Consider the following 23,876-nt stretch of genomic DNA (forward strand, 5'->3'; position numbering starts at 1 on the left):
CAGACAGTTGCATAGCTGCCTGAGTCTGTGGATTTGTCATCACAGGTAGGTCAACCAATTCCTCAATCTTTCTGCCGGTTAGTTGGGGCGCAAGGGCTTGTAACGCTTTGCCAATCTTGGCTTCATCAGGTTCGGCAGGGAGTTCAATTCCCAATTGTAAGAGTGCCTCTCTTGCTACGGCGATCGTTTCTAACACCTTGCTCTGGGCGGTCTGAGCGGCAATTTTAATTTCGTAAATTTTAACTCGATCTAAAATTGTTTGGGCTTCTTGCAAAACCAGTGCTGCCATCTGTTCCATACCATCAAAGTCAGCATTCAAATAGGCAGCTTCAGCGGCAGCAATATAGAGATTCAGGGTCAATTCATACTGAAGAAGCCAGCAGTTGGCACTCAAGAGTTCAATCCCTGTTTGCAGATAAATATTTGCCGCAGCATAAGCAGTTGAAGCTTTAGCTTTACGTCCCGCAATTAAATTTAATTGAGCTAGTCGATCTCGCTCAGCCTGATACTCAATTAACTCCACCCCCATATTCAACTGATTGACAATATCAAAAATTTTATCTTGTATTTCTGCTTCAGGAGTATTCCTCAATAGCAGTTGCCCAATTTCGAGATGGGTGGACTGTTTCTGGGATTCGGGAATCAGAAAATATGCTGCTTGCTGCACTCGGTCATGTAAAAACTTGTAGGGAACCGATAACTCCGACGCTTGTGCAACTTCAACGGATTCTGAGTCCTGAAAAAACTTGTAAACTTCAGTAATCGGAATAACTAATCCTTCTTGCAACGCTTTCCACACATGGGCCGCTGTCTCACTCTGAGATTTTTTGTGAACAATCGCCAGGGTTGCTAAGTCAAATTGGTTGCCTATACAAGCTGCAAGTTTCAGAACATCCTGGGTATCTATGGGCAATTTTTGCAACTGAATCGCTATAAACTCGACCACATCATCGGTAAAAACTAGCATCCTAACTTGGGAAATATCGCATTGCCAACCCCCGCTTGCTTCCCTTCGCCAAGGGGGGGGTGGGGGGGTAAAATCAAACTTAATTAACCCATCTTTATGAAGAAAATTGAGAAATTGAGTAGCAAAAAAAGGATTCCCTTTGGTTTTGGTAAAAATTAGTTCTGTCAGAGGAATCGCCCTTTCTGGTGGACAGGAAAGAGTATCGGCAATCAGGCAATTTAGGGAAGTTTGGTCTAGGGGTGCTAAAGTAATTTGGTTGACTGTTGCCGAGTTTTTGCGAATCTCATCCAAGGTCAGGATCAGTGGGTGTGCTGGAAAAACTTCATTATCGCGATACGCTCCCATTAACAACAGATAGCGGGTATTCGTCTCGCTCATCAACAATTGCATTAGCTTCAATGAAGCTGAGTCTGCCCACTGCAAATCATCTAAGAAAATTACTAAAGGATGCTCTTTTGTCGCTAAGACTCGGATGAAATTTTGCAATAATAAATTGAAGCGATTTTGAGCGGCAGTTCCCTCTAGTTCTGGCACTTCTGGCTGCTTGCCAATTAGTCGTTCTAATTCGGGAATGACATCGATAATGACTCGAGCATTCTCACCCAACGCCTCTAATATTGTGACCTGCAATTTCTGCACCTCTGCAGCACTTTCGGTAAGTAATTGTCGGATTAAATTCTGGAATGCTTGCACCCATGCCCAGAAGGGTATATCGCGCTTGAATTGGTCGAATTTACCTTTAATGAAGTAACCCCGTTGGCGGACAATGGGTTTGTGAACTTCGTTGACGACGGCAGTTTTACCAATGCCGGAAAAGCCTGCCACCAGCATGATTTCGCAAGTGCCTTCGCTGACGCGATCGAATGCTTCTAGTAGCGCCTTAATTTCAGTTTCTCTACCGTAGAGTTTTTCGGGAATGACGAAGCGATCGCAAATATCCCTATTCGCCAAGGCAAACGGGCTAATCTTCCCATTCTCTTGCCATTGCTGCCAGCAATTTTCTAAGTCGTACCGCAGTCCAAAAGCACTTTGATAGCGCGATTCTGGAGTTTTTACCATCATTTTCATAATGATGTTATTCAACACTGCCGGGATAGCTGGAATCAGATCGATCGGGGGTGTTGGCATCCTAGCAATATGGCAGTGAACTAGCTCCATCGGATCGGTAGACTTAAAGGGTAATTGCCCTGTCAGTAGTTCGTAAAACGTGACTCCCAGCGAGTAAAAATCGGTGCGGTAGTCAATCCCTCGATTCATCCTTCCGGTTTGTTCCGGGGACATATAAGCTAGTGTTCCTTCTAAGACGTTTGGATTTTGGATTTGTTGGTTTTCTCTGGGTAAAAGAGAGGAAATGCTGAAATCAATTAATTTAACTTCTTTAGTTTTAGGGTGAATGATAATATTCTGGGGCTTGATATCTTTGTGAATAATTTGGTTGTGATATAGTCCTTCTAGGGTTTGGACAATCTGAATCGCGATGGGCATAAATTCATCGAGGGGTAGGGGCGAAGTATGGGGGGAGGAAACCTCAGAATTACTTGATAGGCGATCGCCCAAATTCTTCGCTTCAGGATTAGCAGTATACTCAGCAAGGGAAACACCCCCAACATCCTCCATTACCAGAGCAAAAGCATTGCGGTAGTTTAAGAGTGAAATGGGTTTGACTATTCCGGGAAGGTCAAGATTTTTGGTAATGGTGTACTGATTCCGCAACTGCACGAGTTCGCTAAAAGTGGGGTACTCGCTCAATAGCAGTTTGATAATTACTTTTTGGTTTGACTCAGAAAGTCCTCGATAAACCTGTGTTCTAGAGCCATTGTAGATTTGCTCAATGATGCGATAGCCGGGAATTGTTAACAAATTATCAGTCATGCTGAAGAGGTTAAATAAAGATTCTATAGATGCTACCGGAGCCTGAAAATGATAAATTTGGGAATAGATTAAGACAGCTCTATTGCTTGCTCGTTTCTCTAACAGGTGATAGACATTTTTCAGCCTGTACTAGCTGAATTTTTTAAGCGGAAATTCTTGGTTTTTCAAATTTTATATAATTGCGCTCAAATTAGCTAAGTTTTTCACCGTTATTTTAAGATTTTCGACAAGGACTAAAAGACACTCGGTGAAAAGCGGATCGCCCGCAGCGTTCCAAAGCCAATTTATGTTTTGCTGTTCCATATCCCTTGTTATTTGTCAAGTCATATTCAGGATAGTTAACAGCCAAACGTACTATTAATTCATCGCGCCAAACTTTCGCCACAATACTAGCAGCAGCAATCTGAATCGATCGCGCATCACCCTTGATCATCGTCTCTTGCTCGATCGCCAAATTGGGAATCCTTTGATTCCCATCAACCAAACACAAATCCGGCGTCACCTTCAACTTCAAAATCGCCCGCTTCATCGCCAACAAAGAAGCCTGCAAAATATTGAGGCGATCGATCTCCCGCACCGAAGCCACACCAATTTGACAGTCAACAGCCACAGCCCGGATTTTCACAGCTAACCGACTCCGGGCTGCGGCACTCAACTGCTTGCTGTCGCGCACCCCGCAACTTGCTAATTCATCGAGAACTTCGTCGGGCAAAATGCAGGCAGCAGCCACCACCGGCCCGAACAAAGCTCCTCGTCCAACTTCATCCACACCCGCAATTACCAGAGCGCTCGAGGGAGAGGGGGAAAGGGGAAGATGGAAAGATGGGAAGAGAGTAAAAATTTCTACTTCTTCCTTCTTCCTTCTTCTTTCTTCCCTCTTCTCTCTTCCCTCTTCCTTCATAACTATTCATCCAAAAGGGCAGATGAGCGGCGGCGGCGGCGGCGGTTGATAGCAGGTTCCTCCGGTTCGCTCGATTCGATCGGCTCCTGGGATTCGATCGGCTCCTGGGATTGGATCGGCTCCTGGGATTCGATCGGCTCCTGGGATTCGATCGGCTCCTGGGATTGGATCGGCTCCTGGGATTGGATCGGCTCCTGGGATTCGATCGGATCATAGGATTCGTCCATCACATCGCTGGGTTCCTCCATCCCATCAAAATCATCAGTTTCGTCGATCAAACTCTCGCCATAAATTTGGACATCATCATCATCATCATCATCCTCAGAAAAAACAGGCTCAACTACCGACCTTTCTGGATAATAATCCCGTTCATCATCCTCAACATTCTGTGGAGGCGTCGTCGCTTCAAATTCAAATTCGAGCTGCTCGAAAGGCGGCTTGTTCGGTGCCGCTCCGGGGAGAGTCACCGAAACGATCGCATTCTTAGGATTTTTCACACTGCGATCAGTAAGCACCAAAGGAGAAACCCCCATCAGAGCATAAACATCCTGCTCCTCCGCCGTCATTTCCACCGAAATCACCTCTGGAGGCTCCACCATCGGCTTCATCAACTCAGACTTAGCCGGACGCACACGCTCGAAATCCTCGCGCCTGCCAACAGTCGCCATATTCACCAGCCCGAAGCCCTCCGAAGCCGCCCGGATGCCGGGGGGGGCCAGATACTCAGAGCGCGTATCCGCGACGGGCGCGCTCGAAGTATTCGGCAGCCGCAACTTGCTACGTACCGGTTCCTCCTCCGCCGGGAGAGCAAAAGGCTCTTCGCCAATCCGGCGGCGGCGGCGGCGTCTAGTTCCGTTCCCCAAATCCTGATAGCTGGGATGGTTGAGCAAGTCCAAAGGCGATGCGTTGCTGCCGGTCTCAAAATCCAAACTTTCGCTTTGAGGTTCCCAAGCAGCCCTAGCAGGTTCGGGGGGGCGTTCTTCCCGCACCGGGGCAGGAGTTGCAGCCGCCACAGGCGTCAAGCTGCGACGTTCCAATCCTTCTGGCAAATTCAACAAAACGCGGTTCGATGTAGCAACAGTGCGATCGCCCGATTCCCGCACCGCTGCGGCGAAGTCTTCTTCCCCAGGCAAGTGCACCAGATGACCCAACCCGCTGCAAGTAGGGCAACTGTGGCCGAACAACTCGTAAATATTTTGACCTTGGCGCTTACGAGTCAGTTCTACCAGTCCCAATTCCGACAGTTGAGCGATTTGCGGTCGAGCTTTGTCAGCTTTGAGAGCTTTATTGAAATGTTCCAGCACCTGTAACTGATCGCGGCGGGATTCCATGTCAATAAAGTCAACAATAATCACCCCGGCAATATTGCGTAACCGCAGTTGTCTAGCAATTTCCGTGGCTGCTTCGCAATTTGTCCAGAGTACCGTTTCCCGAGCCGTCGCCGATCGAGTAAACGAGCCCGAGTTGACATCAATCACCGTCAGCGCCTCAGTCGGCTCAATAATCACATAACCACCCGAAGGCAAATCAACCCTTGGTCTGAGGGCTTCTCGAATCGCAGCGTTAACCCGGAAAAATTCTAAAATCGAGGCGCGCTCTCGGTGGTGGTCGATCAAAACTCCCGCAGGAAGTTTACCGCCGTTCCAGCTCATCAACTGCTGCTTCACCCGCTTAATTCCATTTTGCGAGTCCACCACAATCCGATTCACGTCACCGCTGAACATATCCCGCAGCACCCGCTGGATAAAATCGTCATCCCGGTTGAGCAGTGCCGGCGCCCGCGAAGTACCGCCTTCGAGTTGAACGGCTTCCCACTGTTTTTGGAGGACTTCTAAATCTTCCATGATGGCTTCTTCAGTCATCCCTTCAGCTTCAGTGCGTACCAGCAGCCCCATCCCGGCCGGTTTCACCAAAATAGCCAGGGCTCTGAGGCGGTTGCGCTCCGCTTCCGACTTGATCCGCCGTGAGAGATTGACTCCCCTGCCGTAGGGCATCAGTACCAAATAGCGGCCGGGCAGGGTAATGTTGCCTGTTAGCCGGGGGCCTTTGCTGCCCGTCGGTTCTTTCATTACCTGTACCACCACTTTCTGCTGGGGGGTCAGGAGTTCTGTAATTGCTCCTGCCGAGCGTTTAAGGCGCAGCGGGCCGAGGTCTGTGACGTGCATAAACCCGTTACGTTCTGGATCGCCAATATTGACGAAGGCCGCATCTATCCCAGGGAGTACATTTTCAACAATTCCCAAGTAAATGTCACTGACTTGGTGGCTGCCTGTGGCTACCACAAGTTCTTGGATTTGATCTTCTGAAAATACGGCAGCAATGCGATGCTGCTCTGCTATAACTATCTGCTTTGTCATTCAATTTCCTCAAAAAACTGGCAGCAAGTTAGAGACACTTACGCACTCATAGTGCCTCTGACTTAGACTGTAATTAGTAGTAGCTTGAAGAGTTATTAGCTGTGAGTTGGTGCAGGGTGGAAGGAAAGTTAACTGTTGACCGTTCACTGTTAACTGTTGATTGTTCACTGTTAACTGTTACAGATAAAGTAGTTAAACCCGCCCGTACAGAGTTATGAGTTATGCTCAGCAGATAAATCTGAGAGATAGAAATAAGAAGGCTTTTATCGAGTTAGCAATATTGAGATTTGAGTTGACAATTGCGAAATCAATACTCAAACTTCAACACTTACAACTCTTCCTTTGAACGAGCGCGAATAAATTCATTGACACCGTACCAATTTCTTAACACACAACTTAACACTACGAACTGATAACTCCGCTTGCGTGGTGGTTGAGGGCTGGTTTTGAGCGAAAGTAGGTAGGAGTGAAAGCGCCTAGACTTTTGTTGAATTCTTGTGCGATCGCACTCAACATACCCCAGCTTGGCATTCGACTGCAACCTCCGCCCCTGCCAACCCTAAAACCTCGTCAGTCGATTTTAGATTTTAAATTTTAGATTTTAGATTTACTCCACAGATGAATCTGGGACATTGAACTAGAGTCTAAAATCTAAAATTTTTGGTTCTCCACGAATTAAGTCGGGGGCTTATCTCCGTTTTTTGACGGGTCAGTCGATTTTAGATTTTAAATTTTAGATTGGAGATTTTAGATTTACTCCACAGATGAATCTGGGAGATTGAACTAGAGTCTAAAATCTAAAATTTTTGGTTCTTCACGACTTAAGTCGGGGGCTTATCTGCGTTTTTTGACGGGTCAGTCGATTTTAGATTTTAGGTTTTAGATTTTAGATTTACTCCACAGATAAATCTGGGAGCTGGAACTTTAATCTAAAATCTAAAATTTTTGGTTCTCCACGACTTAAGTCGGGGGCTTATCTCCGTTTTTTGACCCGCCAAAAACATCTATTGTTGAATACCCGCTCTGCGGTTTGAACCGTGAGATTTTTGAATAAGCCGACCACCGACAACCAGTCGATCGCTCGAAATTAATCGCTAAATTTGGTTCAGACCCCGCTCCAGCGGGTTTGGCGCTAGATTTAGCCCGTGAATGTACAACAAAAAGGCTTGAAGTCTTGAACAGAAGCAATTTGCACCCAGCCCGCGTTGCTGGTTGACGAGGGCGGCGAGCGACTAAAGCGCTCGAGCCGCCGCGGCTTCCATAACAAGCGATTATAGCGTGAAACGACACATCCCGATCGAGAGCCGAAGGTGAAATATTCCACCACGGCTTCCCTATTTTAACCATAACCCAGGATTAGCTGACTACGCTCAACCTGTAGAAGCTGAATTTCCTGCTGGCTGACTTGTTCGAGCATGAACACAATATGTTCTGGCTTTAGCAAGTTGCCATCGCTGCGACAACTGCCGGTAAAGCGCAAGACGGCTCTACCTTCGGATGTAGCACCCCTAGCAGAGGTGCTGCTGTCTGGTTTGTGCTCTACAAGTTCTAGTTTGTGCAGCCGATCGCGCAAATTGACATCCTTCGTCTTTCCCGACTTAGTAGTATGCACGCGCCAAAAAGCCTCGGTTTCGGCGATCGTCTTGACCCAAGCTTCCCAGTTGGCATCAGGAGCCACGGAGACAGGAGCAGAATTTTCATGGTCTAATTCGCCATTTTCTGTCAGCGAACCCCCTAAAGCCACAGTAATCACGTACTCCGCTGCTTCTAACAACTGGTTAGCAGAAGGAGCCTTAAGATCGATCGACTCAACCTTGTAAATCGGAATATTTTCCGGCAGCTTAGCGGCCAACTTTTCCCGAAAACTCTCAATATCGATCAGCTCAGTGAGCTCAAAGTCGGCAATTTCCCCAGTGCTGGTAACACCCAGAGGCAGAGCATTTGCCAGAGAAATCCGAGGGTTCGGGTGAAACCCGCCGGTAAACGAAATCGGCAAATCGGCTCTGCGGACTACTCGATCGAACAATCGGATCAAATCCAAATGACCAACCAAAGCCATATCGCCCACCTTGCCGAACCAAACCCGCAAACGCTGTTTCCGCTCCGTATCCGGGACAAACTCCCCAGCAAACTCTGGAATTGGCAGCGCATCCACAACCACATTGTGTCCAAAATCGGTGCCACACACCCCGCAGCGCGAACACCCTTCAAAGGAACAGTCGGGAACCGTCGCTGCTTCTAAAGCCTTTTGCAAGTCAATTTTCAGCCAGTTTTTGTCGATTCCCGTATCTAAGTGATCCCAAGGCAGAGCCTGATCGAGAGAGAGGGGGACAGAGGGGGAGGGCGAGAGGGGGATATCCGGAGAATTGGGAAAATCTTCCTTGATTTCTCTGCCTTCTTCCTTCTTGCTTCTTCCGACTTTTATCGGACTGACATCCGTTACATCCGTTACTGAATCCGTTGCCGAACTTCCTTCTTCCTTCTCAAACAGATTCCACTCGCCGCTTTCGACTTGACGGTATTTCCAAGTAAGGCCCGACTCATCTATTGCCTGAGTCCAAGCTTTGTAAGCCTGATCCAAGCTTTCCCACCACGCATCCATACCCGCGCCAAGTTCCCAAGCGCGGCGGACTACAGCAGCCAAACGTCGATCGCCCCGTCCGACAAAATCCTCCATTGCCGAAATCCGCACATCAGTGTAATTCACCTTGACGCCCCGCATCCCCCGAAACTCTTCCTTCAGGAGTTTTTGCTTACGGGAAAACTCAGCAGTAGAAACCGAGTGCCACTGAAAAGGAGTGTGAGGCTTAGGCGTAAAATTAGAAATGGTCAAGTTAAAATTCAGTCCCCGCCTGCCATCGATCCTGCATTCCCTGTGCAGCCAGCGGACTGTTTCGGCGATGCCGAGAACATCAAAATCTGTTTCTCCGGGCAAACCGATCATAAAATACAGCTTGATTTTATCCCAGCCGCGATCGACCGCAGTTTTGACACCCCGAAGCAATTCTTCGTTGGTCAAACCTTTGTTAACGATGTCCCGCATCCGCTGAGTACCAGCTTCCGGGGCAAAAGTCAAACCGCCTTGTCGCGTACCGCCGAGAATGTCGGCAATATTATCGTCAAATCTGTCAACCCGCTGACTGGGTAGAGACAGAGAAATATTTTTATCTTTCAGGCGATTTTTGATTTCCATCCCGACTGCTGGGAGTGCCAGATAGTCGGAACAACTCAGGGAAAGCAGGGAAAACTCGCTGTGTCCGGTGGCTTGCATCCCCTGTTCGATCGCCTCTACGACTTGCTGCGGTTCGACATCGCGCGCGGGGCGAGTCAGCATTCCCGGCTGACAGAAGCGACACCCGCGGGTGCATCCCCGGCGGATTTCTACTGTCAGTCTGTCGTGTACTGTCTGGACGTAGGGAACCAGGCCGATCGAATAAGCTGGTATGGGAGTTGCCACGCGGCGCAGAATTCGTTCTGGAACTTGCGGGCGGTTGGGATGAACAGAACCGTCGGCCGCCATATCGTAGAATTGCGGGACGTAAACGCCTGGAATTTGCGCTAAATCCAGCAACAATGCTTCTCGGCTCAAATTATTTGTTTTGCCTTCTGCCAAAATCAAGCCAATTTCTGGCAGCAACTCTTCTCCATCACCCAAAGCGATGAAGTCAAAAAAGTCTGCGTAGGGTTCGGGGTTGGAAGTTGCCGTTTGCCCGCCAGCAAAAATCAGCGGTATTTGACCGTTTTGGGGATTTGTTGCTCTTTCTTGCCAAGTTAGGGGAATGCCGGCTAAATCCAGCATTTCCAGAATGTTTGTTGCTCCGAGTTCGTAGCTGAGGCTGAAGCCCAGAATATCAAATTCTGTGAGCGATCGCCTGGATTCTACCGCAAACAGCGGAGTTTTGGTCGATCGCAGTTTTGCTGCCAAATCTGGGGCGGGCAAATAAGCTCGATCGCACAACTGTCTCGGCCCTGCGTTCAAAATGTTGTAAAGGATGATGTGCCCCAGATTGGAAGCACCAACTTCATAAACTTCTGGGTAAGTGAGAACCCAGCGCACCAATGCCTCGTCCCAAGGCTTGTGCGTAGATCCCAATTCGTTTCCCAGATAACGAGCAGGCTGATTAATGTCTGCTGTAAGTAATTCTTCGACTTTTACTGCCACGGCTCGACTCGCTAAATATTTGCGACTCTTAAGCAGCCTACCTTAAAATCTGCCAACACGCCAACGACAGTAGTCTGTCTTTTCGGGCATTTAACGGAATTTACTGGGTTTTGTTGCTTGTTTTCGCCGAGGAGGCACCTCTACCAGTGCTGGTTTACACAGGAGTTTTCGGCTTCAAAGCTATCGACATTTTCAAATATCTCAAAAACTCGATCGAGTTGGCTGAGTTCCAGAATCATCTTAATCCCGGGGGATACCGAGCAAAGACTAAACCTGCGCCCCATTTTTTTCGCCTGCTTCAGGCCCGAAACCAATGTCATCAAACCGGCACTGTCAATAAATTTTACTGCGCCCAAATCTACGAGTACCGCTACAACCCCGGGGGCTGCAATTGCTGTCATGAGTTGCCGTCCGAGTTCTCCGCAGGTGGCTGCATTCAGGTGGTCTAGGGGTCGAATCACCGTAATTGGTTTATGGGCAAGAAGTGTCTGCATATGTCAAACCTATGGTTGCTACGTACTTTCAACTACTGTGCTGGACAGATGTAAGCCTAAACCTACTTGATTACTCTGAGCCTAACTTGCTCTGAGCGAAATCGACCAGTTGTTTTCAGTAATTTTACTGAATCTTTATTTATTGACTCTTTTTTATAAAATTTTGTGCAAGATTTGCGAAGGAAACGTAAGCTACTATACTATTTTTTATTTATGCCGGCAGGTTTAGTCTTGAGAATTCTAAAAAATGCGATCGACTGTCCCCTGGCTGTTAGATAAAAGTGAATAATGTAATTGAAATCACTTGTTAGTTCTGATTTAGATCACGCGCGCGATCGACTGTTCAGATAATAATTAACTTGTACGGAGTTCTCCGAGCTACTATGCAAGCAACCTATGCTATTCGTCATCTTGTAGAAAAAGCCCTCTACATTAAGCAGTTAACGCCTGACATTGAAAACGAAATCAACTACGAGCTCACCCGTTTGGGCTACATCTCGGATATTGATTATGAGGCTTTAGAGTTATTAATGGATGAAATGGATGCCGGTCGGGTGCAACTGGTATCTAGTCGATAGTTGAAACCAGGGCCCAGAAAAATCCAAGAGCGACACAAAATCCTTGTAGGGCGGGAAATAGAGGAGTGCGAGCAGCATTGACCCCGACATGGCATTTTTCAATTGAAGCACGTATTTAGTGAACTTCATATTTGAGGAGATACAGTTAAGGACGATCGTCCCTGCAACTCATACAATTTTAGATTTTAGATTTTAGATTTTAGATTTTAGATTTTAGAAGTCGGACTACGGATGATGATCAGGGTTTGGAACTTGTCTACAGTTGCATTCCTTTTAGAAACTGCTATCAGTATCAAAAATTACCAACTTTGAGGCTAATTAAATTTATAACTGTTGGGGCTTGACAAGTTAGCTAGAGTTCTGATTTCTACTAAGAAAAACGTTGTTATGCCGAATTTTCCGAGCGCTCGAATGCAAGAAAAATGATGTGTAGTTACGACATCCGTCATCGCGGAGTCAATCTAAAATCTAAAATCTAAAATCTTTGAGCGCGTGGCCAAACTTGCCACCACCGCCACCAACTCAGCAGGCTCGATCGGCTTGGGCACGTAAATTTGAAAACCTTGCTGCAGTGCCCGTATTCGTTCCTCTACCCTACCAACCGCCGTGAACGCCAACGCCGGAATTTCCCTGTCCACCATCCGCGATCGCACTTGCCGCAGCAGAGCCTCTCCGTCAAGGGCCTGTATCCCGATATCGATCGCCAACACATCCGGATTCAGCCTTTCAATCGCCTCCAACGCACGTTTTCCAGAGCTAGCAGTCTCCACCTGGGCCCCGCAATCTTCGAGCACGGTACAGGCAAAATCCAGGGAATCCGCGTCGATATCGACCACCAACACCCGAACTCCCGAAAGATTGCTGTTGACAAAAGACTCCTTTACAGGGGCTCGCGCCTTGCTTGGAGGAATCGCCAACTCCCCGAGTCCCGCAACAGAAAATCCGCCGTCGCCAGGAAGCTGTTGAATTGGCAATCTCACTAAAAACCTCGACCCTTTTCCCTTCCCTGCCGAGTCGGCTTGCACCGTCCCCCCGTGCATTTCCACAAAATGCCGCACTAGAGCCAAACCCAAACCCAATCCGTTGTACGATCGCCTTATAGAGCTGTCAGCTTGGCTGAACCGCTCGAAAACGTGGGGCAAAAACTCTTCTGAAATCCCTTGTCCCGTGTCGCTGACCTCAATTTCCACACTAGCGGGGGACAAATTCTTACAGCAAGCGGATTCCTCACGGGCAAAAGTCCTCTCCATCTTTCGCACTTCCACCTTCACCTGTCCGCCATCGGGAGTAAACTTAATCGCATTCGACAGCAAATTCCAGGCTACCTGCTGCAAGCGACCGGAATCGGCAAAAATCCGTCCTGCAGTTGGGTCGAAATCCGTCACAATTTCAATATTTTTGGCGGCAATCGCGGGCGCGAGAGTATCGATCGCAGCCTCAACAGTCGAAATCACATCCACCCAACGCAAATTCAGCGACAGTTTCCCGGTAATAATCTGCGACACGTCCAGTAAATCCTCGATCAGAGTTGCCAGCGCTCGTGTATTGCGGTCGATCGTTTCCAGAGCCCGAACAGTCGTTTTTTCGTCAAACTTGCGGTTTCGCAGCAGTTGCGCCCATCCCAGCATCGCATTCAGCGGCGTCCGCAATTCGTGGGACAAAGTTCCTAGAAACTCGTCTTTAATTCGGTTCGCCCGCGCCAATTCCTCGGCTCGATCGTGCAGTTCTCTTTCCAACTGCTTGCCAACAGTCAAATCGAGAATAAAAGCCACAGATTCTTGCCGCTTTTGCGCCAGCAAAACATATCCGATTAACACCGGAATCCGGCTGCCGTCTCTCCTCCAGAATTCCTTTTCGTAGGGAGTGCAAGCCCCTGTTGCTTGTGCCTCTGTCATCCCCTTCTTGTCGAGAGACTGGTACTCCGGCGGCGTGATATCAATCGAGTTTAATTCCCCGCCCTGCAACTGTTCCCGCGTGTAACCAACTATCCGCAAAAATTCATCGTTGGCCTCGATAATACGGCCGTTAACATCCCCGAAGATAATTCCTATCAAGTTAGCTTCGGCTAACATTCTCAGCTTTTCTTCGCTAGCTTGGAGTGCAGCTTCTGTTTGCTTGCGCTCGGTAACGTCTTGGATATAACCCGACAAACCAGAATCGGAAGGATAAAAACGCATCTTCAACCACTTATTCCATAACGGTACGAATTCTTCATACTCGATTGTTACCTTTTCTGCTAATGCTTGGGTCGCCATTTTGTAAAACGGTAAATCTAAAGCGCAGGGAAATATATCCCAAATTTTTTTCCCAATCAGTTCTACTTTTGGTTGACCTAACAGCTCAATAGCTTGGTGGTTGACATAGGTATAGTTCCAATTTAAATCAACAGCGATAAAAGCATCGGTAATGCTTTCGAGAATGTTAGTAATTTTATCGTTTGCCAATTGCAGCGCTTTAGCTGTTTCTTCTGCTTGCAACCTCGCTTCTTGTTCGCGGGACAAAGCTGCCGCCCGTTCTTGTTCTGCCTGTTTTCGATCGCTAATATCGATGTAAGAACCGATGTAACCGGCAAAAGTGCGATCGGGTCTGTACCGGGGTACGCCTGTACCCAAAACCCAGCGGTATTCCCCGTCATAGCGTCTCAGGCGGCATTCGAGTCGGTACTCGCTGCCAGCGTCGAAAGCTTTTTGGTAAATATCCAGACATTCTGGTAAGTCATCTGGGTGCAAGTTTTCCATCCAACCCGTGCCCATTTCTTGCGCCAAAGTTCTACCCGTAAACTCCAGCCAAACTTTGTTAAAGTAATCGCCAAGTTGGTCAGTATCGGACATCCAAATCATCACCGGCGCGGTATCTGCCATAATCCGAAATCGAGCTTCGCTTTCCTGCTGCTGTGCTTCGGCTTGCTTGCGCTCGTTCCGTTCTTGAACTTCCCGCAGGGCCCGCTCAATCGACGGCACTAGGCGTATCAAACGGCGTTTGAGAACATAATCTGTAGCGCCGCGTTTCAAAGTTTCGATCGCCACTTCCTCGCCCAAAGTAGCCGAAACAAAAATAAACGGCACTCCCGGACAAGTAGTGTGGGCGATTTCCAGCGCAGCTATCCCGTTAAAACAAGGCAGCATATAATCTGCCAAAATAATGTCAAAACGTTGTTTTTCCAGCGCCGTGGCAAAGTCTTCTCGATTTTCCACACACACCAGAGAAAATTGGAGCCCGCCATCCATTAGATATGCCTCAATCAGTTCGGCATCTAGGGGACTGTCTTCTACTAAGAGGATATTGAGCGTTTTCACAAAAATTCCTTTTACTTAAATATTAATTATCTGATACAAAATTTGATCTGGCTGCGGCTTTAAGTGAAGCCCACAAAAGTCTTGCGTGTTTAATGGCATAAAAAAATGTAAAAATCAATTGGTTTCATGAGTTGAGCATTCATATCTCAATCCTAGCTTCTAATCAAGTCTATTGCTGCTTGCAGCGAGGTAAATCCCCGCTCTGACTTGAGCGGCTAGTACGCTTGTTTTTCCTTAACTTTCGTCGGCTTCCAAGAAATCGGCATCGCTGGAGTCTTGCTTCTATGTAGCAGTTTAGCTATACCCTGTTAAACAAATAGTTTCGCGCTTCTGGCTAGAAACAACTAGCTATGTAGTAATTTATCTCGCTTGCTACTAACTACTGCTACCTCGTTTGGCAGATTATTTTTTTTGTAGTGATGCCAGAGTTAATTCTATATTGCTTTGTCGCTCCTCTCAAGCTCGAATTCGCTTGAATTCTGCCATTATTTCCTGAATATCGATCGATCGTGTCAAAAAAAGTCAAAGTTGCTGGTATGTCTGCTTTACTTTTTGCCGGATTTACGTACCATGCAAGTGTTGCATGGTAGGCAACTGTTGCCTTATTGATCGCAGTCGCCCTCAAAAAACACCGTTATTTCAGTAGCAAATGGGTACACTGAATCTATCTAAAGATAGATTTTTGCAGACACACTGCACTCAACCTGCAGAGATTCGCCAGAATTCGGTAAAACTCATAGGTTGCACCATTTTCAAGAACAGGCTTTCCGGCCTATTCCACAAAGAGTGAATTTGATTGTGGGATGGGCAGGAGAGCCCGTCCATAAAAAGCTTATGGAAAATGGTGCAAGATATAAGTAAAACGAAGTGCCACCCCGCCGAAAATCTGAGAAAGCTCGATCGACCAATTAATTTCCTATGCAAATCACAGAAAATTTGATCTGGACTCGCTACACTGCGACTCCCAGGCTGTCTCTGACCGATCGGCTTATTGATTGAACCGAGCCAAAGTGTCTTAAAATATACAATACGGTGAGCTGGTGCACAGCCCGCATATATTAAAACTAAGCGCCAAATTGCAATAATTCTTTAAAATAAAGGTAAAGCACCGGCGATCCCTAACTCTTCCCCCTCAGAAAGGGTAGGGTTTAGCAGAATTGAAGACGATTGTCTATGGTGACATCCAGTAAAGCCCGTGCAGTTGCTTTAGTCTCAGGTTTATTCAGGTTATTGGCAACCAGTTACGAGGAGATTTGACCCGCCGTGCTCCAACGCATCAAACAAGACTTAAAAAACGACCTGATCGCAGGACTATTGGTAGTGATACCCTTAGCTACCACCATCTGGCTGACAATTACCGTCGCCAGTTGGGTGATCAATTTTCTCACCAAAATTCCCAAGCAGATCAACCCTTTTGACGGACTCCACCCGATTTTGGTGAATCTGCTAAATCTTTTAGTAGGGCTGGCTGTACCCCTGCTGAGCATTTTAGTCATCGGTTTAATGGCCCGCAACATTTTCGGCAAATGGCTGCTAGACTTTGGCGAACGGGTGTTGCAGGCAATTCCCCTAGCGGGTTCGGTTTACAAAACCCTCAAACAACTGCTGGGAACCCTCCTCAACTCAAACGACAAATTTCGCCGCGTGGTGTTAGTGGAATATCCCCGGCGGGGAATCTGGACTTTAGCATTTGTGACCGGTACGATCGAGAGTAACGACATCCCGCCTCACCTTTCCGGTGAAACCCCGATCGGCATTTTCATCCCCACCACTCCCAACCCCACTACCGGATGGTACGCTATAGTGCCGGAGGCAGATTTAGTCAACTTGTCAATGTCGATCGAAGATGCCTTTAAAGTCATCATCTCTGGCGGCATCGTCAACCCCAACAACTCAATTGCTGTAACCCCCGAAAAAATCAAGGGCAAAACACTCGAACCCTTGGTATCCGAATCAAGATACCAGGCTGTTCCAGTCGAAGAAGAGTGAACCAAGACATCTTTAGTGACCCGTAAGACCGTGTAAACTTTCCCCATAGCAGATAATATTTCGACAAAACCAGCCCAAACCGAGAAGGCCTATACTCAGAAACCCGGTTTCGAGCATAAATCTTAGGTTTGACAGCCAAGTATCTGTAAACTACCCGCCGCTGGCGAGTCAGACGGCTGGTCTTGTACCGCTTTTAGTCGAGTTTTCTGCTAAAGTTCAAGTCCGCGCGCGATCGAAAAACTTCCTAAATTCTCAATTCCTATCTAAAAATTATGAAAAAAGCCCGCGAAACAGCACGCGAACTAGCACTCCTCGGTATCAGCCAACTGCCAGCGAATCCAGAACTCTTAGAAGCCAAGAAACTGCAAGACGTTCTCCTCGCCGCCATCCGTACCCTGACAGCAGAAGTTCAAGAATCCCTAGAAGCAGCAGCATCCGAAGTGCAGCGGAGTAGCGACAAACTGCTTGCCAGCGAAATCCGCGCCTCCGATATACAAAGTGCTAGAACAATGGTACGGGAAGCAGTCGAACTCACTCAAACCGCAATCAACCGTCTCGGTTCAGCAATGGAGTTTCCAGAACTAATCCAGCTAGCCAACCAGCAAGATGTCCGCACCTATGCTTTGCAAATTCTGACGAAAGTCAGCGCCAACCGTGTTCAAATTGATGAATTGCTCTCGGAATCCCTTGTAGATTGGCAAATAGAACGGTTGCCCCGGATAGATCGAGATATCATGAGAATCGCGATCGCCGAAATGCTATATCTGGGCTTACCGGAGCAAGTCAGCGTCAACGAAGCCGTCCAACTGGCAAAACGCTACAGCGGCGACGAAGGACATCGCTTCATCAACGGAGTCCTCCGCCGAGTAGTCGATAAAATCAACGCAGAAGTTGTTAGTCCGTAGTCCTTAGTCAGTAGTCCTTAGTCAGCAGTCATTGGTCATTAGTGATTGGCAATCCGCAATCGGCTCTACACTAGGGACTGAGGACTAATGACTAATAACTATTCTCTATTCCCCATCAACTATGGTATTTAATTGGTTTCGTCGCCAGTACAGCGAAAGCAAATCTTCTGAAACAGAGGCAACCCCCGAACAGCCGCAAGATGAGTCGGCAAAATCCGCACCGGTTGAGCCTCAAACAGATACAACAGAGCAAGCTTCTCCTGCTGTAGCCGAAGATTATCTCAATTGGGCAAAAGCTGCTTACAAAAATATTCAAAAACAGCAAAAACCCGAAACAGAAGTTTCCGAGACAGCAGCGCCCGATGTTCCAGCAGCCGAAGGAGAAATCGCGACAGTTGCAGAAGTTCCAGAACCTGCGACTATTGAAGCAACCGAGCCGATCGAACTTGAACCAGCACCCACAGCACCAACTGTTGCAGAAGTTCCAGAAGTGGCAGCACCAGCAACAGTTGAAGCAACCGAGGTTTCGGAACTCGATGCAGCCAACCCAGCAGAAATTCCAGAAACTCTGCAACCAACAGCCGGGGCGATCGACATTGCACCTATTGCTCAACAATTAGAAGTTACAGCAGAAAATATAGAAATTGCCGAACCTGCAACGGAGGTTGTAGAAACCGAATCACTCGCATCCGACGGCGCAGCAGGCGAAGCCCTGCCGTTTTGGGCCAGAGCTCAGGCCGATCGCATGGAGCGCATCGAACGCCTCAAAGAAACCGCCCTTGAAGAACCAGAGGTAATTGCAGCCGCCGCCGAGAGAGCGGCAATTATCGAAGAAATTCCCGGTTTCGCCTTTGACGAAGGCTTCCTGTGGTCTTCAGAAATCTTAGCCAGTCAAGGCCGCCGCCCAGACCAAGTATCCGTCGAAGAAATCACTTGGCTCCAAAAACTGCGGAAAGGCTTAGAAAGAACTCGCCGCAGCTTAATTAATCGACTAAAGGCGATCGTCGGTCAAGGGCCGCTCAATCAAGACGCGGTAGCCGAAATTGAGACTTTGCTACTGCAAGCTGATGTCGGAGTCGCAGCCACCGACATCATTATCACGCGCCTCCAAGAAAGACTCACACAAGAAGTGCTGCCGCCAGAACAGGCTCTAGCCTACCTGAAAACCATCCTGCGCGACATTCTGGATGCTCCCTGTGCCGAAACCGCCGCCGGTAATCCCGCCTACAGCCTGACATTTGCCCCCGAAAAAGACACATTCAACATCTGGTTGATAGTAGGAGTCAACGGTGCGGGCAAAACTACGACGATCGGCAAACTTGCCCATATTGCTCAAAAATCCGGCTACAAAACCCTGATTGCTGCCGCCGACACTTTCCGCGCCGCCGCCGTCGAACAGGTGAAAGTTTGGGGTTCCCGCAGTGGCGTTGAAATTATCGCCAACCCAGGAAAAAATACCGATCCGGCTGCTGTCGTGTTTGATGCGATCGCCGCCGCCAGCGCCCGCGGCACAGAACTGCTGATCGTAGACACCGCAGGCCGCCTGCAAAACAAAAAAAATCTGATGGACGAATTAAGTAAAATCCGTCGCATTGTAGACAAGAAAGCCCCAGGCGCTACCGTAGAATCTCTACTGGTCTTGGATGCCACACTGGGTCAAAATGGTTTGCGACAGGCAGAAGTGTTCGCAGAATCGGCCAAATTAAGTGGAGTAGTATTGACAAAACTCGACGGTTCTGCTAAAGGTGGTGTTGCCCTAGCAGTAGTGCAGCAGCTTGGTCTGCCCATCCGCTTTATTGGAGTCGGGGAAAGCATCGAAGACTTGCGCCCGTTTTCTAGTTACGAATTTGTGGAAGCCCTACTCGATTTTAGATTTTAGATTTTAGATTGATGAGGTATCTGCCAGCCGCTTCCTTTTTTGGAGGCGGACACAGATCTTCAAAATCTCAAATTATTAACCTTAAACTAGCATCGCAGGACTTGCGCCGATCGCCACGAGCGATCAAGTGAAAAATAAATATCTAGAAACAATACCTTCGTTCTGTTATTACTTGGTTGGGCTCAAACCGCGAGCCAAAGCAAGCGTGTCAAATTAAGCTCAAATTTAGTATCAGTCGGCTGTCTGATTGCACATTCTTCCCGATCCCCCTGCCGCCCCCCTGATAGTCGGGTGGGACAGGAAATGCTCACAGTCCCCCTTCTTCTTAAGGGGAGCCGCTGCGGTCTTGGGGCCACCCAAGTAGAGCAAGCAGCGTGGATTTAGGGGGTATCTAGACTCAGCTATAAACGAGATTTCTTAAGAATTTTAGACTTAAGTTGATACCAATGTCCCAGTACCGAACCTACTTGCTCAAACCAAACTACTTGTTCTAAAAAAAACGGGTTTCTGTTCAAGTGGCCCGTAAGTCCTTAATCATTCCTCCTCCGTCTAAGATCGAAAATCACAAATTTAAAATGACTGCTGTGCCTTTGCCTCGCCCCTCACCTCAACCTGCTGACCGCCCACCGGGTCGCAATTCCACCGACGCGACGCCAGTATTTGCCCTCAAAGAACTGGTGGCGCGTTTGCACCGATATCAGCACAACGTTCAAGATATGTTGGGCTCGCTGGGATTTGCCCTGCGAAGTTTTAACAATCTCAACCAATTTTTGGAGTTGGTGCCTTTGGTGGCGACTCGCGTTACGGACGCCGACGGGGGAGCTTTAGTGCTGTTCAAACCCAACGGTCAAGTCAGGTTCCAGCAGTTGCATTGTCAGGAAGGACGGCAGTGCCAAGATATGCGAAAAGCGCTGGAAATAGCCACCAGGCAAGCTACAGCAGGTGTGGGCGCTACTGCTGGATCTTTTTCGGAAACCTCTGGGCAAACTTCTAGTCTAGACCTGCAAGTCGGTCGTTATTTGGGCCCGGATGTTCATTTGTTTGGGGCGCCAATTTTAGTCAACAATTTGGAACGCGGACGGCTTTATGTTTTTAGCAGTGATCCGCAATATCTCTGGACTCCCAGCAGACAGAAATTAGTTCGGTTGGTGGCGGATCAAACCGCTGTGGCTATTTGCAAAGACGAACTTACTGTTAAGTTGGCGGAAAAAGACCGCTTAGACAGAGAGTTAGAAATCGGGGCGGAAATTCAATTGCGGCTGCAACCCCGTAGTTGTCCGAAAATTCCCGGCCTTGACGTGGCCGCCCGCTGCCAAACTGCTAGCAGAGTCGGCGGAGATTATTATGATTTTATTCCCGCTGACTATGACCCGATCGGCAAGGAGAATGAGGGGGAAAACCCCCCATCCCTGATTAAAAATCTCAAGTCCAAAATCGACAAGGGCCGCTGGAGCATTGTGATCGGCGACGTGATGGGCAAGGGAGTGCCGGCTGGCCTGTTGATGACGATGACACGGGGTATGCTGCGGGCGGAGGTTTTGAACCGCCACTCGCCGTCGAGAATTTTGCAACATTTAAACCGGGTTATGCACGCGGATTTGGAAAATTCCCACCGTTTTGTGACTCTGTTTTATTCGGAGTATGACCCGAAAACTCGCGTTTTGTCTTACAGCAATGCTGCTCACCACCCGCCTTTGCTGTGGCAAGCTGCCACTAATTCGATTCTTCAGCTTGATACTTTGGAGGGAATGTTAATTGGGCTGGATGCTGATTCGCTTTACCAAGAAGCCCACATTCAATTGCAGCCAGGAGATACTATTATTTATTACACAGACGGATTTACCGATGCTTCTAATCAAAGGGGCGATCGGTTTGATGAGGATAACTTGACCTCGGCTTTTCAGTGGGCCTGTCAAAATTATCAGCAGTCTGAAGAAATTTTGGATTATTTGTTCGATCGCGTGCACCAGTTTATCGGCATCGGCAATCGTAACGAAGATGACATGACACTGGTTGTACTCAGGGTAACACCTTTAGCAGGAGAAAATCACCATGATAGTTAATTTAATGCCGGAAATTACTGCTGGATTAATCAACTCGATTAATTGGCACGATGCTGCTCACATGGTAGTTTTGAAATCTCATTTGAGTTCGACGGTGCTTTTGGGCCAAAGTTACGAAATTTTTACGAATTTCCAGAAAGCTTGGAACAATTTTGTTTCGACAGGTCAAATAGGAGCTTTTTTTATAGGTATTTTTGTTGGGTGGTTCTTGAAAGGGATTTTTCGTTAGAGTTATTGTCGCAGAAGGTATCGGGAACGGATTTAAAAGGTTTTTAGCCAAAACTTAACTTTTTTATGATGCAGCAAAAGTTTCACAATTTTGTAGTCCAGACTTCAGTTTTTTCTGGTCAAAAGATGTATAAAAACTTTGTAGTCAGAACTTGAGTTTTTTATTGCCGAATTGGGAATGGAGGACTAAAGTCCTGACTACAAACCGGAAGAAGGACTAAAGTCTTTGCTAAAAACCGGTTTTTATAGACTTCTGCAAGAGAGATATAATCTAGTTTTAGCTTGAGCAATGACAACACAACAAAAAACTTGGAGTCAAAGATTTGAATCGGCGTTGCACCCGGCGATCGCCCGATTCAATGCTAGTATTGGCTTCGATATTGAATTGATTGAGTATGACTTGACGGGTTCTGTCGCTCACGCTAAAATGCTGGCAAAAACGGGGATTATTTCCGCAGCAGAAGGGGAACAGTTAGTCAATGGTTTGGAACAGATACGCCGCGAATATCGCCAAGGACTTTTTGTTCCGGGAGTTGATGCAGAAGACGTTCACTTCGCTGTAGAGAAGCGGCTGACGGATATTGTGGGAGATGCTGGGAAAAAGTTGCACACGGCCCGATCGCGCAACGATCAAGCCGGCACTGATACTCGCTTGTATTTGCGCGATCGCATCGCAGAAATTCGCGAGCAATTACGGGAATTTCAAGGGGTTTTGCTCGATATTGCCGATCGTAACGTGGAAACTTTAATTCCCGGTTACACTCATTTGCAGCGCGCTCAGCCGATCAGTTTGGCTCATTACTTGTTAGCTTATTTTGAAATGACCGATCGCGATTGGGAACGCCTCGGCGATATCTGTAAGCGGGTGAATGTTTCGCCTTTGGGTTGTGGCGCGTTGGCGGGGACGACTTTCCCAATTGACCGACATTATACGGCAGAACTATTGCATTTTGACAAGGTTTATGCTAACAGCTTAGATGGAGTGAGTGATCGAGATTTTGCGATCGAATTTCTCGCTGCCGCCAGCTTGATTCTGGTACACCTGAGCCGCTTGTCAGAAGAAATGATTTTGTGGTCTTCTCACGAATTTGGATTTATTACGCTCAAAGATAGCTGCGCTACTGGTTCTAGCATCATGCCCCAGAAAAAAAATCCCGACGTGCCGGAGTTGGTGCGAGGCAAAGCGGGGCGGGTGTTCGGTAACTTGCAAGCCTTGTTGGTAGTAGTGAAGGGACTTCCTTTGGCCTACAACAAAGATTTGCAAGAAGATAAAGAGGCTTTGTTTGATACCGTCAAAACGGTACAAGGTTGCTTGGAAGCAATGACCATTTTGCTGCGGGAAGGCATCGCCTTTAATGGCGATCGCCTCGCCGCTGCCGTTACAGAAGACTTTTCTAATGCTACAGACGTAGCCGACTACTTGGCCGCCAAAGGCGTTCCCTTCCGGGAAGCTTACAACCTTGTCGGCAAAGTCGTCAAAACTTGCCTTTTGGGGGGCAAACTCCTCAAAGATTTGACACTTGAGGAGTGGAAAGACTTGCACCCAGCTTTTGAGACAGACATTTACAGCGCGATCGCACCTCAGCAAGTGGTGGCGGCTCGCAATAGTTACGGGGGTACCGGGTTTGAACAAGTGAGAAAATCACTTATCGCTGCGCGCGATCGGATCGCCTAAACATCGTTGAATTATTCGACAAATTCCGGCTGGCTATCTCTCCTTAGAACGATCGTGTTTTCCACTCTGGTTCTAAGTTCGGCAGATAGCCTGACTCAATTAATCTTCAGCAGCAGCCATGTCTTTGTCTCTGCCGCCACCGCTCATGGCGCCCATGCCACCGCCGTTACCGCCGTCAAATCGTCTTCTCTTGTTGGAGAACATATCTTGATTTCTCCGCTTGCGAAACTTGCGAGCGTATGCTTGATTTCGTTGTGCCTTCTCTTTCTTGAGATTGCGGCGCTTAGCCATTCTGACCTCACTAATAAACATTGACAGTCCCCGGGCTTTCACGCCCAGGGATTCTTAAGTTTGACACTCTGTGCACTCTTGGTGACTGAGATTCTTGGTTCAGCGAAGTCACTTACTGGCGACAGGATTTCTCCAGCCAAAATATAGGTGTCTTCTCCCCAAGCGTTAATTCCGGTATGCCCTACCGTACTCGATCAGTTCTCTTTATGTAGTTAGGTT

At 47.9% G+C, this 23,876-nt stretch carries 15 protein-coding genes; 7 read left to right on the forward strand and 8 right to left on the reverse strand.

What is annotated here, in order from left to right; all coding sequences use genetic code 11:
• The 6 genes from QUA34_RS25700 to QUA34_RS25725 all read right to left on the reverse strand — a co-directional run.
• A partial coding sequence (locus tag QUA34_RS25700; RefSeq protein ID WP_333389933.1) for a serine/threonine-protein kinase PknK occupies positions 1-2,839 on the reverse strand: 2,839 nt, incomplete at its 3' end.
• Positions 2,840-3,053: 214 nt separating this feature from the next.
• Positions 3,054-3,740: a ribonuclease HII gene (locus tag QUA34_RS25705; protein WP_333322109.1), complete on the reverse strand. Its 687-nt coding sequence runs from the start codon at positions 3,738-3,740 to the stop codon at positions 3,054-3,056.
• 2 nt (positions 3,741-3,742) lie between these two features.
• On the reverse strand, positions 3,743-6,097 hold the full coding sequence (locus QUA34_RS25710) for an Rne/Rng family ribonuclease (RefSeq protein ID WP_333389934.1): 2,355 nt from the start codon (positions 6,095-6,097) through the stop codon (positions 3,743-3,745).
• Between the two features lie 402 nt (positions 6,098-6,499).
• A complete protein-coding gene (locus QUA34_RS25715) occupies positions 6,500-6,628 on the reverse strand; it encodes a hypothetical protein (protein WP_263053612.1) in 129 nt (42 codons plus the stop codon).
• 808 nt (positions 6,629-7,436) lie between these two features.
• Positions 7,437-10,259: a TIGR03960 family B12-binding radical SAM protein gene (locus tag QUA34_RS25720; protein WP_333389935.1), complete on the reverse strand. Its 2,823-nt coding sequence runs from the start codon at positions 10,257-10,259 to the stop codon at positions 7,437-7,439.
• A 140-nt stretch (positions 10,260-10,399) separates the two neighbouring features.
• A complete protein-coding gene (locus tag QUA34_RS25725) occupies positions 10,400-10,753 on the reverse strand; it encodes an STAS domain-containing protein (protein ID WP_333389936.1) in 354 nt (117 codons plus the stop codon).
• A 383-nt stretch (positions 10,754-11,136) separates the two neighbouring features.
• Here QUA34_RS25725 and QUA34_RS25730 point away from each other — a divergent pair, with 383 nt between their 5' ends.
• Positions 11,137-11,331, forward strand: a complete 195-nt coding sequence (locus tag QUA34_RS25730) for a hypothetical protein (protein WP_193975465.1) — start codon at positions 11,137-11,139, stop codon at positions 11,329-11,331.
• 461 nt (positions 11,332-11,792) lie between these two features.
• On the opposite strand, the gene QUA34_RS25735 is transcribed toward QUA34_RS25730, so the two are convergent.
• Complete coding sequence (locus tag QUA34_RS25735) at positions 11,793-14,627, reverse strand: PAS domain S-box protein (RefSeq protein ID WP_333389937.1); 2,835 nt, start codon at positions 14,625-14,627, stop codon at positions 11,793-11,795.
• 1,263 nt (positions 14,628-15,890) lie between these two features.
• Between QUA34_RS25735 and QUA34_RS25740 the strand changes: the two genes are divergently transcribed.
• The 6 genes from QUA34_RS25740 to argH all read left to right on the forward strand — a co-directional run bounded on the left by QUA34_RS25740 (position 15,891) and on the right by argH (position 23,366).
• Positions 15,891-16,616, forward strand: a complete 726-nt coding sequence (locus tag QUA34_RS25740; protein ID WP_333082723.1) for a DUF502 domain-containing protein — start codon at positions 15,891-15,893, stop codon at positions 16,614-16,616.
• A gap of 272 nt (positions 16,617-16,888) precedes the next feature.
• Positions 16,889-17,521 (forward strand): transcription antitermination factor NusB, encoded by a 633-nt coding sequence (gene nusB / locus QUA34_RS25745; protein WP_333322117.1) that lies wholly within the window; start codon positions 16,889-16,891, stop codon positions 17,519-17,521.
• A 121-nt stretch (positions 17,522-17,642) separates the two neighbouring features.
• A complete protein-coding gene (ftsY, locus tag QUA34_RS25750; RefSeq protein WP_333322120.1) occupies positions 17,643-19,400 on the forward strand; it encodes a signal recognition particle-docking protein FtsY in 1,758 nt (585 codons plus the stop codon).
• Between the two features lie 575 nt (positions 19,401-19,975).
• Positions 19,976-21,463, forward strand: a complete 1,488-nt coding sequence (locus QUA34_RS25755) for a PP2C family protein-serine/threonine phosphatase (protein ID WP_333322122.1) — start codon at positions 19,976-19,978, stop codon at positions 21,461-21,463.
• Positions 21,453-21,692, forward strand: a complete 240-nt coding sequence (locus QUA34_RS25760) for a hypothetical protein (protein ID WP_333082718.1) — start codon at positions 21,453-21,455, stop codon at positions 21,690-21,692. Before QUA34_RS25755 ends, QUA34_RS25760 begins: the two co-directional genes overlap by 11 nt.
• A gap of 288 nt (positions 21,693-21,980) precedes the next feature.
• Positions 21,981-23,366, forward strand: coding sequence for an argininosuccinate lyase (gene argH / locus QUA34_RS25765; RefSeq protein ID WP_333322124.1), 1,386 nt, complete (start codon positions 21,981-21,983; stop codon positions 23,364-23,366).
• 99 nt (positions 23,367-23,465) lie between these two features.
• On the opposite strand, the gene QUA34_RS25770 is transcribed toward argH, so the two are convergent.
• The gene (locus tag QUA34_RS25770; RefSeq protein ID WP_190738786.1) at positions 23,466-23,657 is read right to left on the reverse strand and encodes a hypothetical protein; all 192 of its coding nucleotides are present in this window, start codon (positions 23,655-23,657) and stop codon (positions 23,466-23,468) included.
• Positions 23,658-23,876: the final 219 nt, after the last annotated feature.

Origin of the sequence: Microcoleus sp. POL10_C6 (assembly GCF_036701585.1) — a bacterium.
In the GTDB taxonomy this organism is placed as follows: Bacteria; Cyanobacteriota; Cyanobacteriia; order Cyanobacteriales; family Microcoleaceae; genus Microcoleus.

Excerpts from the sequence above, each read along its gene's own strand:
- QUA34_RS25730 (WP_193975465.1), top strand. The coding sequence starts at position 11,137 with ATGCAAGCAACCTATGCTATTCGTCATCTTGTAGAAAAAGCCCTCTAC.
- QUA34_RS25710 (WP_333389934.1), bottom strand. The coding sequence starts at position 6,097 with ATGACAAAGCAGATAGTTATAGCAGAGCAGCATCGCATTGCTGCCGTA.
- QUA34_RS25705 (WP_333322109.1), bottom strand. The coding sequence starts at position 3,740 with ATGAAGGAAGAGGGAAGAGAGAAGAGGGAAGAAAGAAGAAGGAAGAAG.
- QUA34_RS25770 (WP_190738786.1), bottom strand. The coding sequence starts at position 23,657 with ATGGCTAAGCGCCGCAATCTCAAGAAAGAGAAGGCACAACGAAATCAA.
- QUA34_RS25715 (WP_263053612.1), bottom strand. The coding sequence starts at position 6,628 with ATGCCAAGCTGGGGTATGTTGAGTGCGATCGCACAAGAATTCAACAAA.
- QUA34_RS25760 (WP_333082718.1), top strand. The coding sequence starts at position 21,453 with ATGATAGTTAATTTAATGCCGGAAATTACTGCTGGATTAATCAACTCG.
- nusB (WP_333322117.1), top strand. The coding sequence starts at position 16,889 with ATGAAAAAAGCCCGCGAAACAGCACGCGAACTAGCACTCCTCGGTATC.
- ftsY (WP_333322120.1), top strand. The coding sequence starts at position 17,643 with ATGGTATTTAATTGGTTTCGTCGCCAGTACAGCGAAAGCAAATCTTCT.
- QUA34_RS25725 (WP_333389936.1), bottom strand. The coding sequence starts at position 10,753 with ATGCAGACACTTCTTGCCCATAAACCAATTACGGTGATTCGACCCCTA.
- argH (WP_333322124.1), top strand. The coding sequence starts at position 21,981 with ATGACAACACAACAAAAAACTTGGAGTCAAAGATTTGAATCGGCGTTG.
- QUA34_RS25755 (WP_333322122.1), top strand. The coding sequence starts at position 19,976 with ATGACTGCTGTGCCTTTGCCTCGCCCCTCACCTCAACCTGCTGACCGC.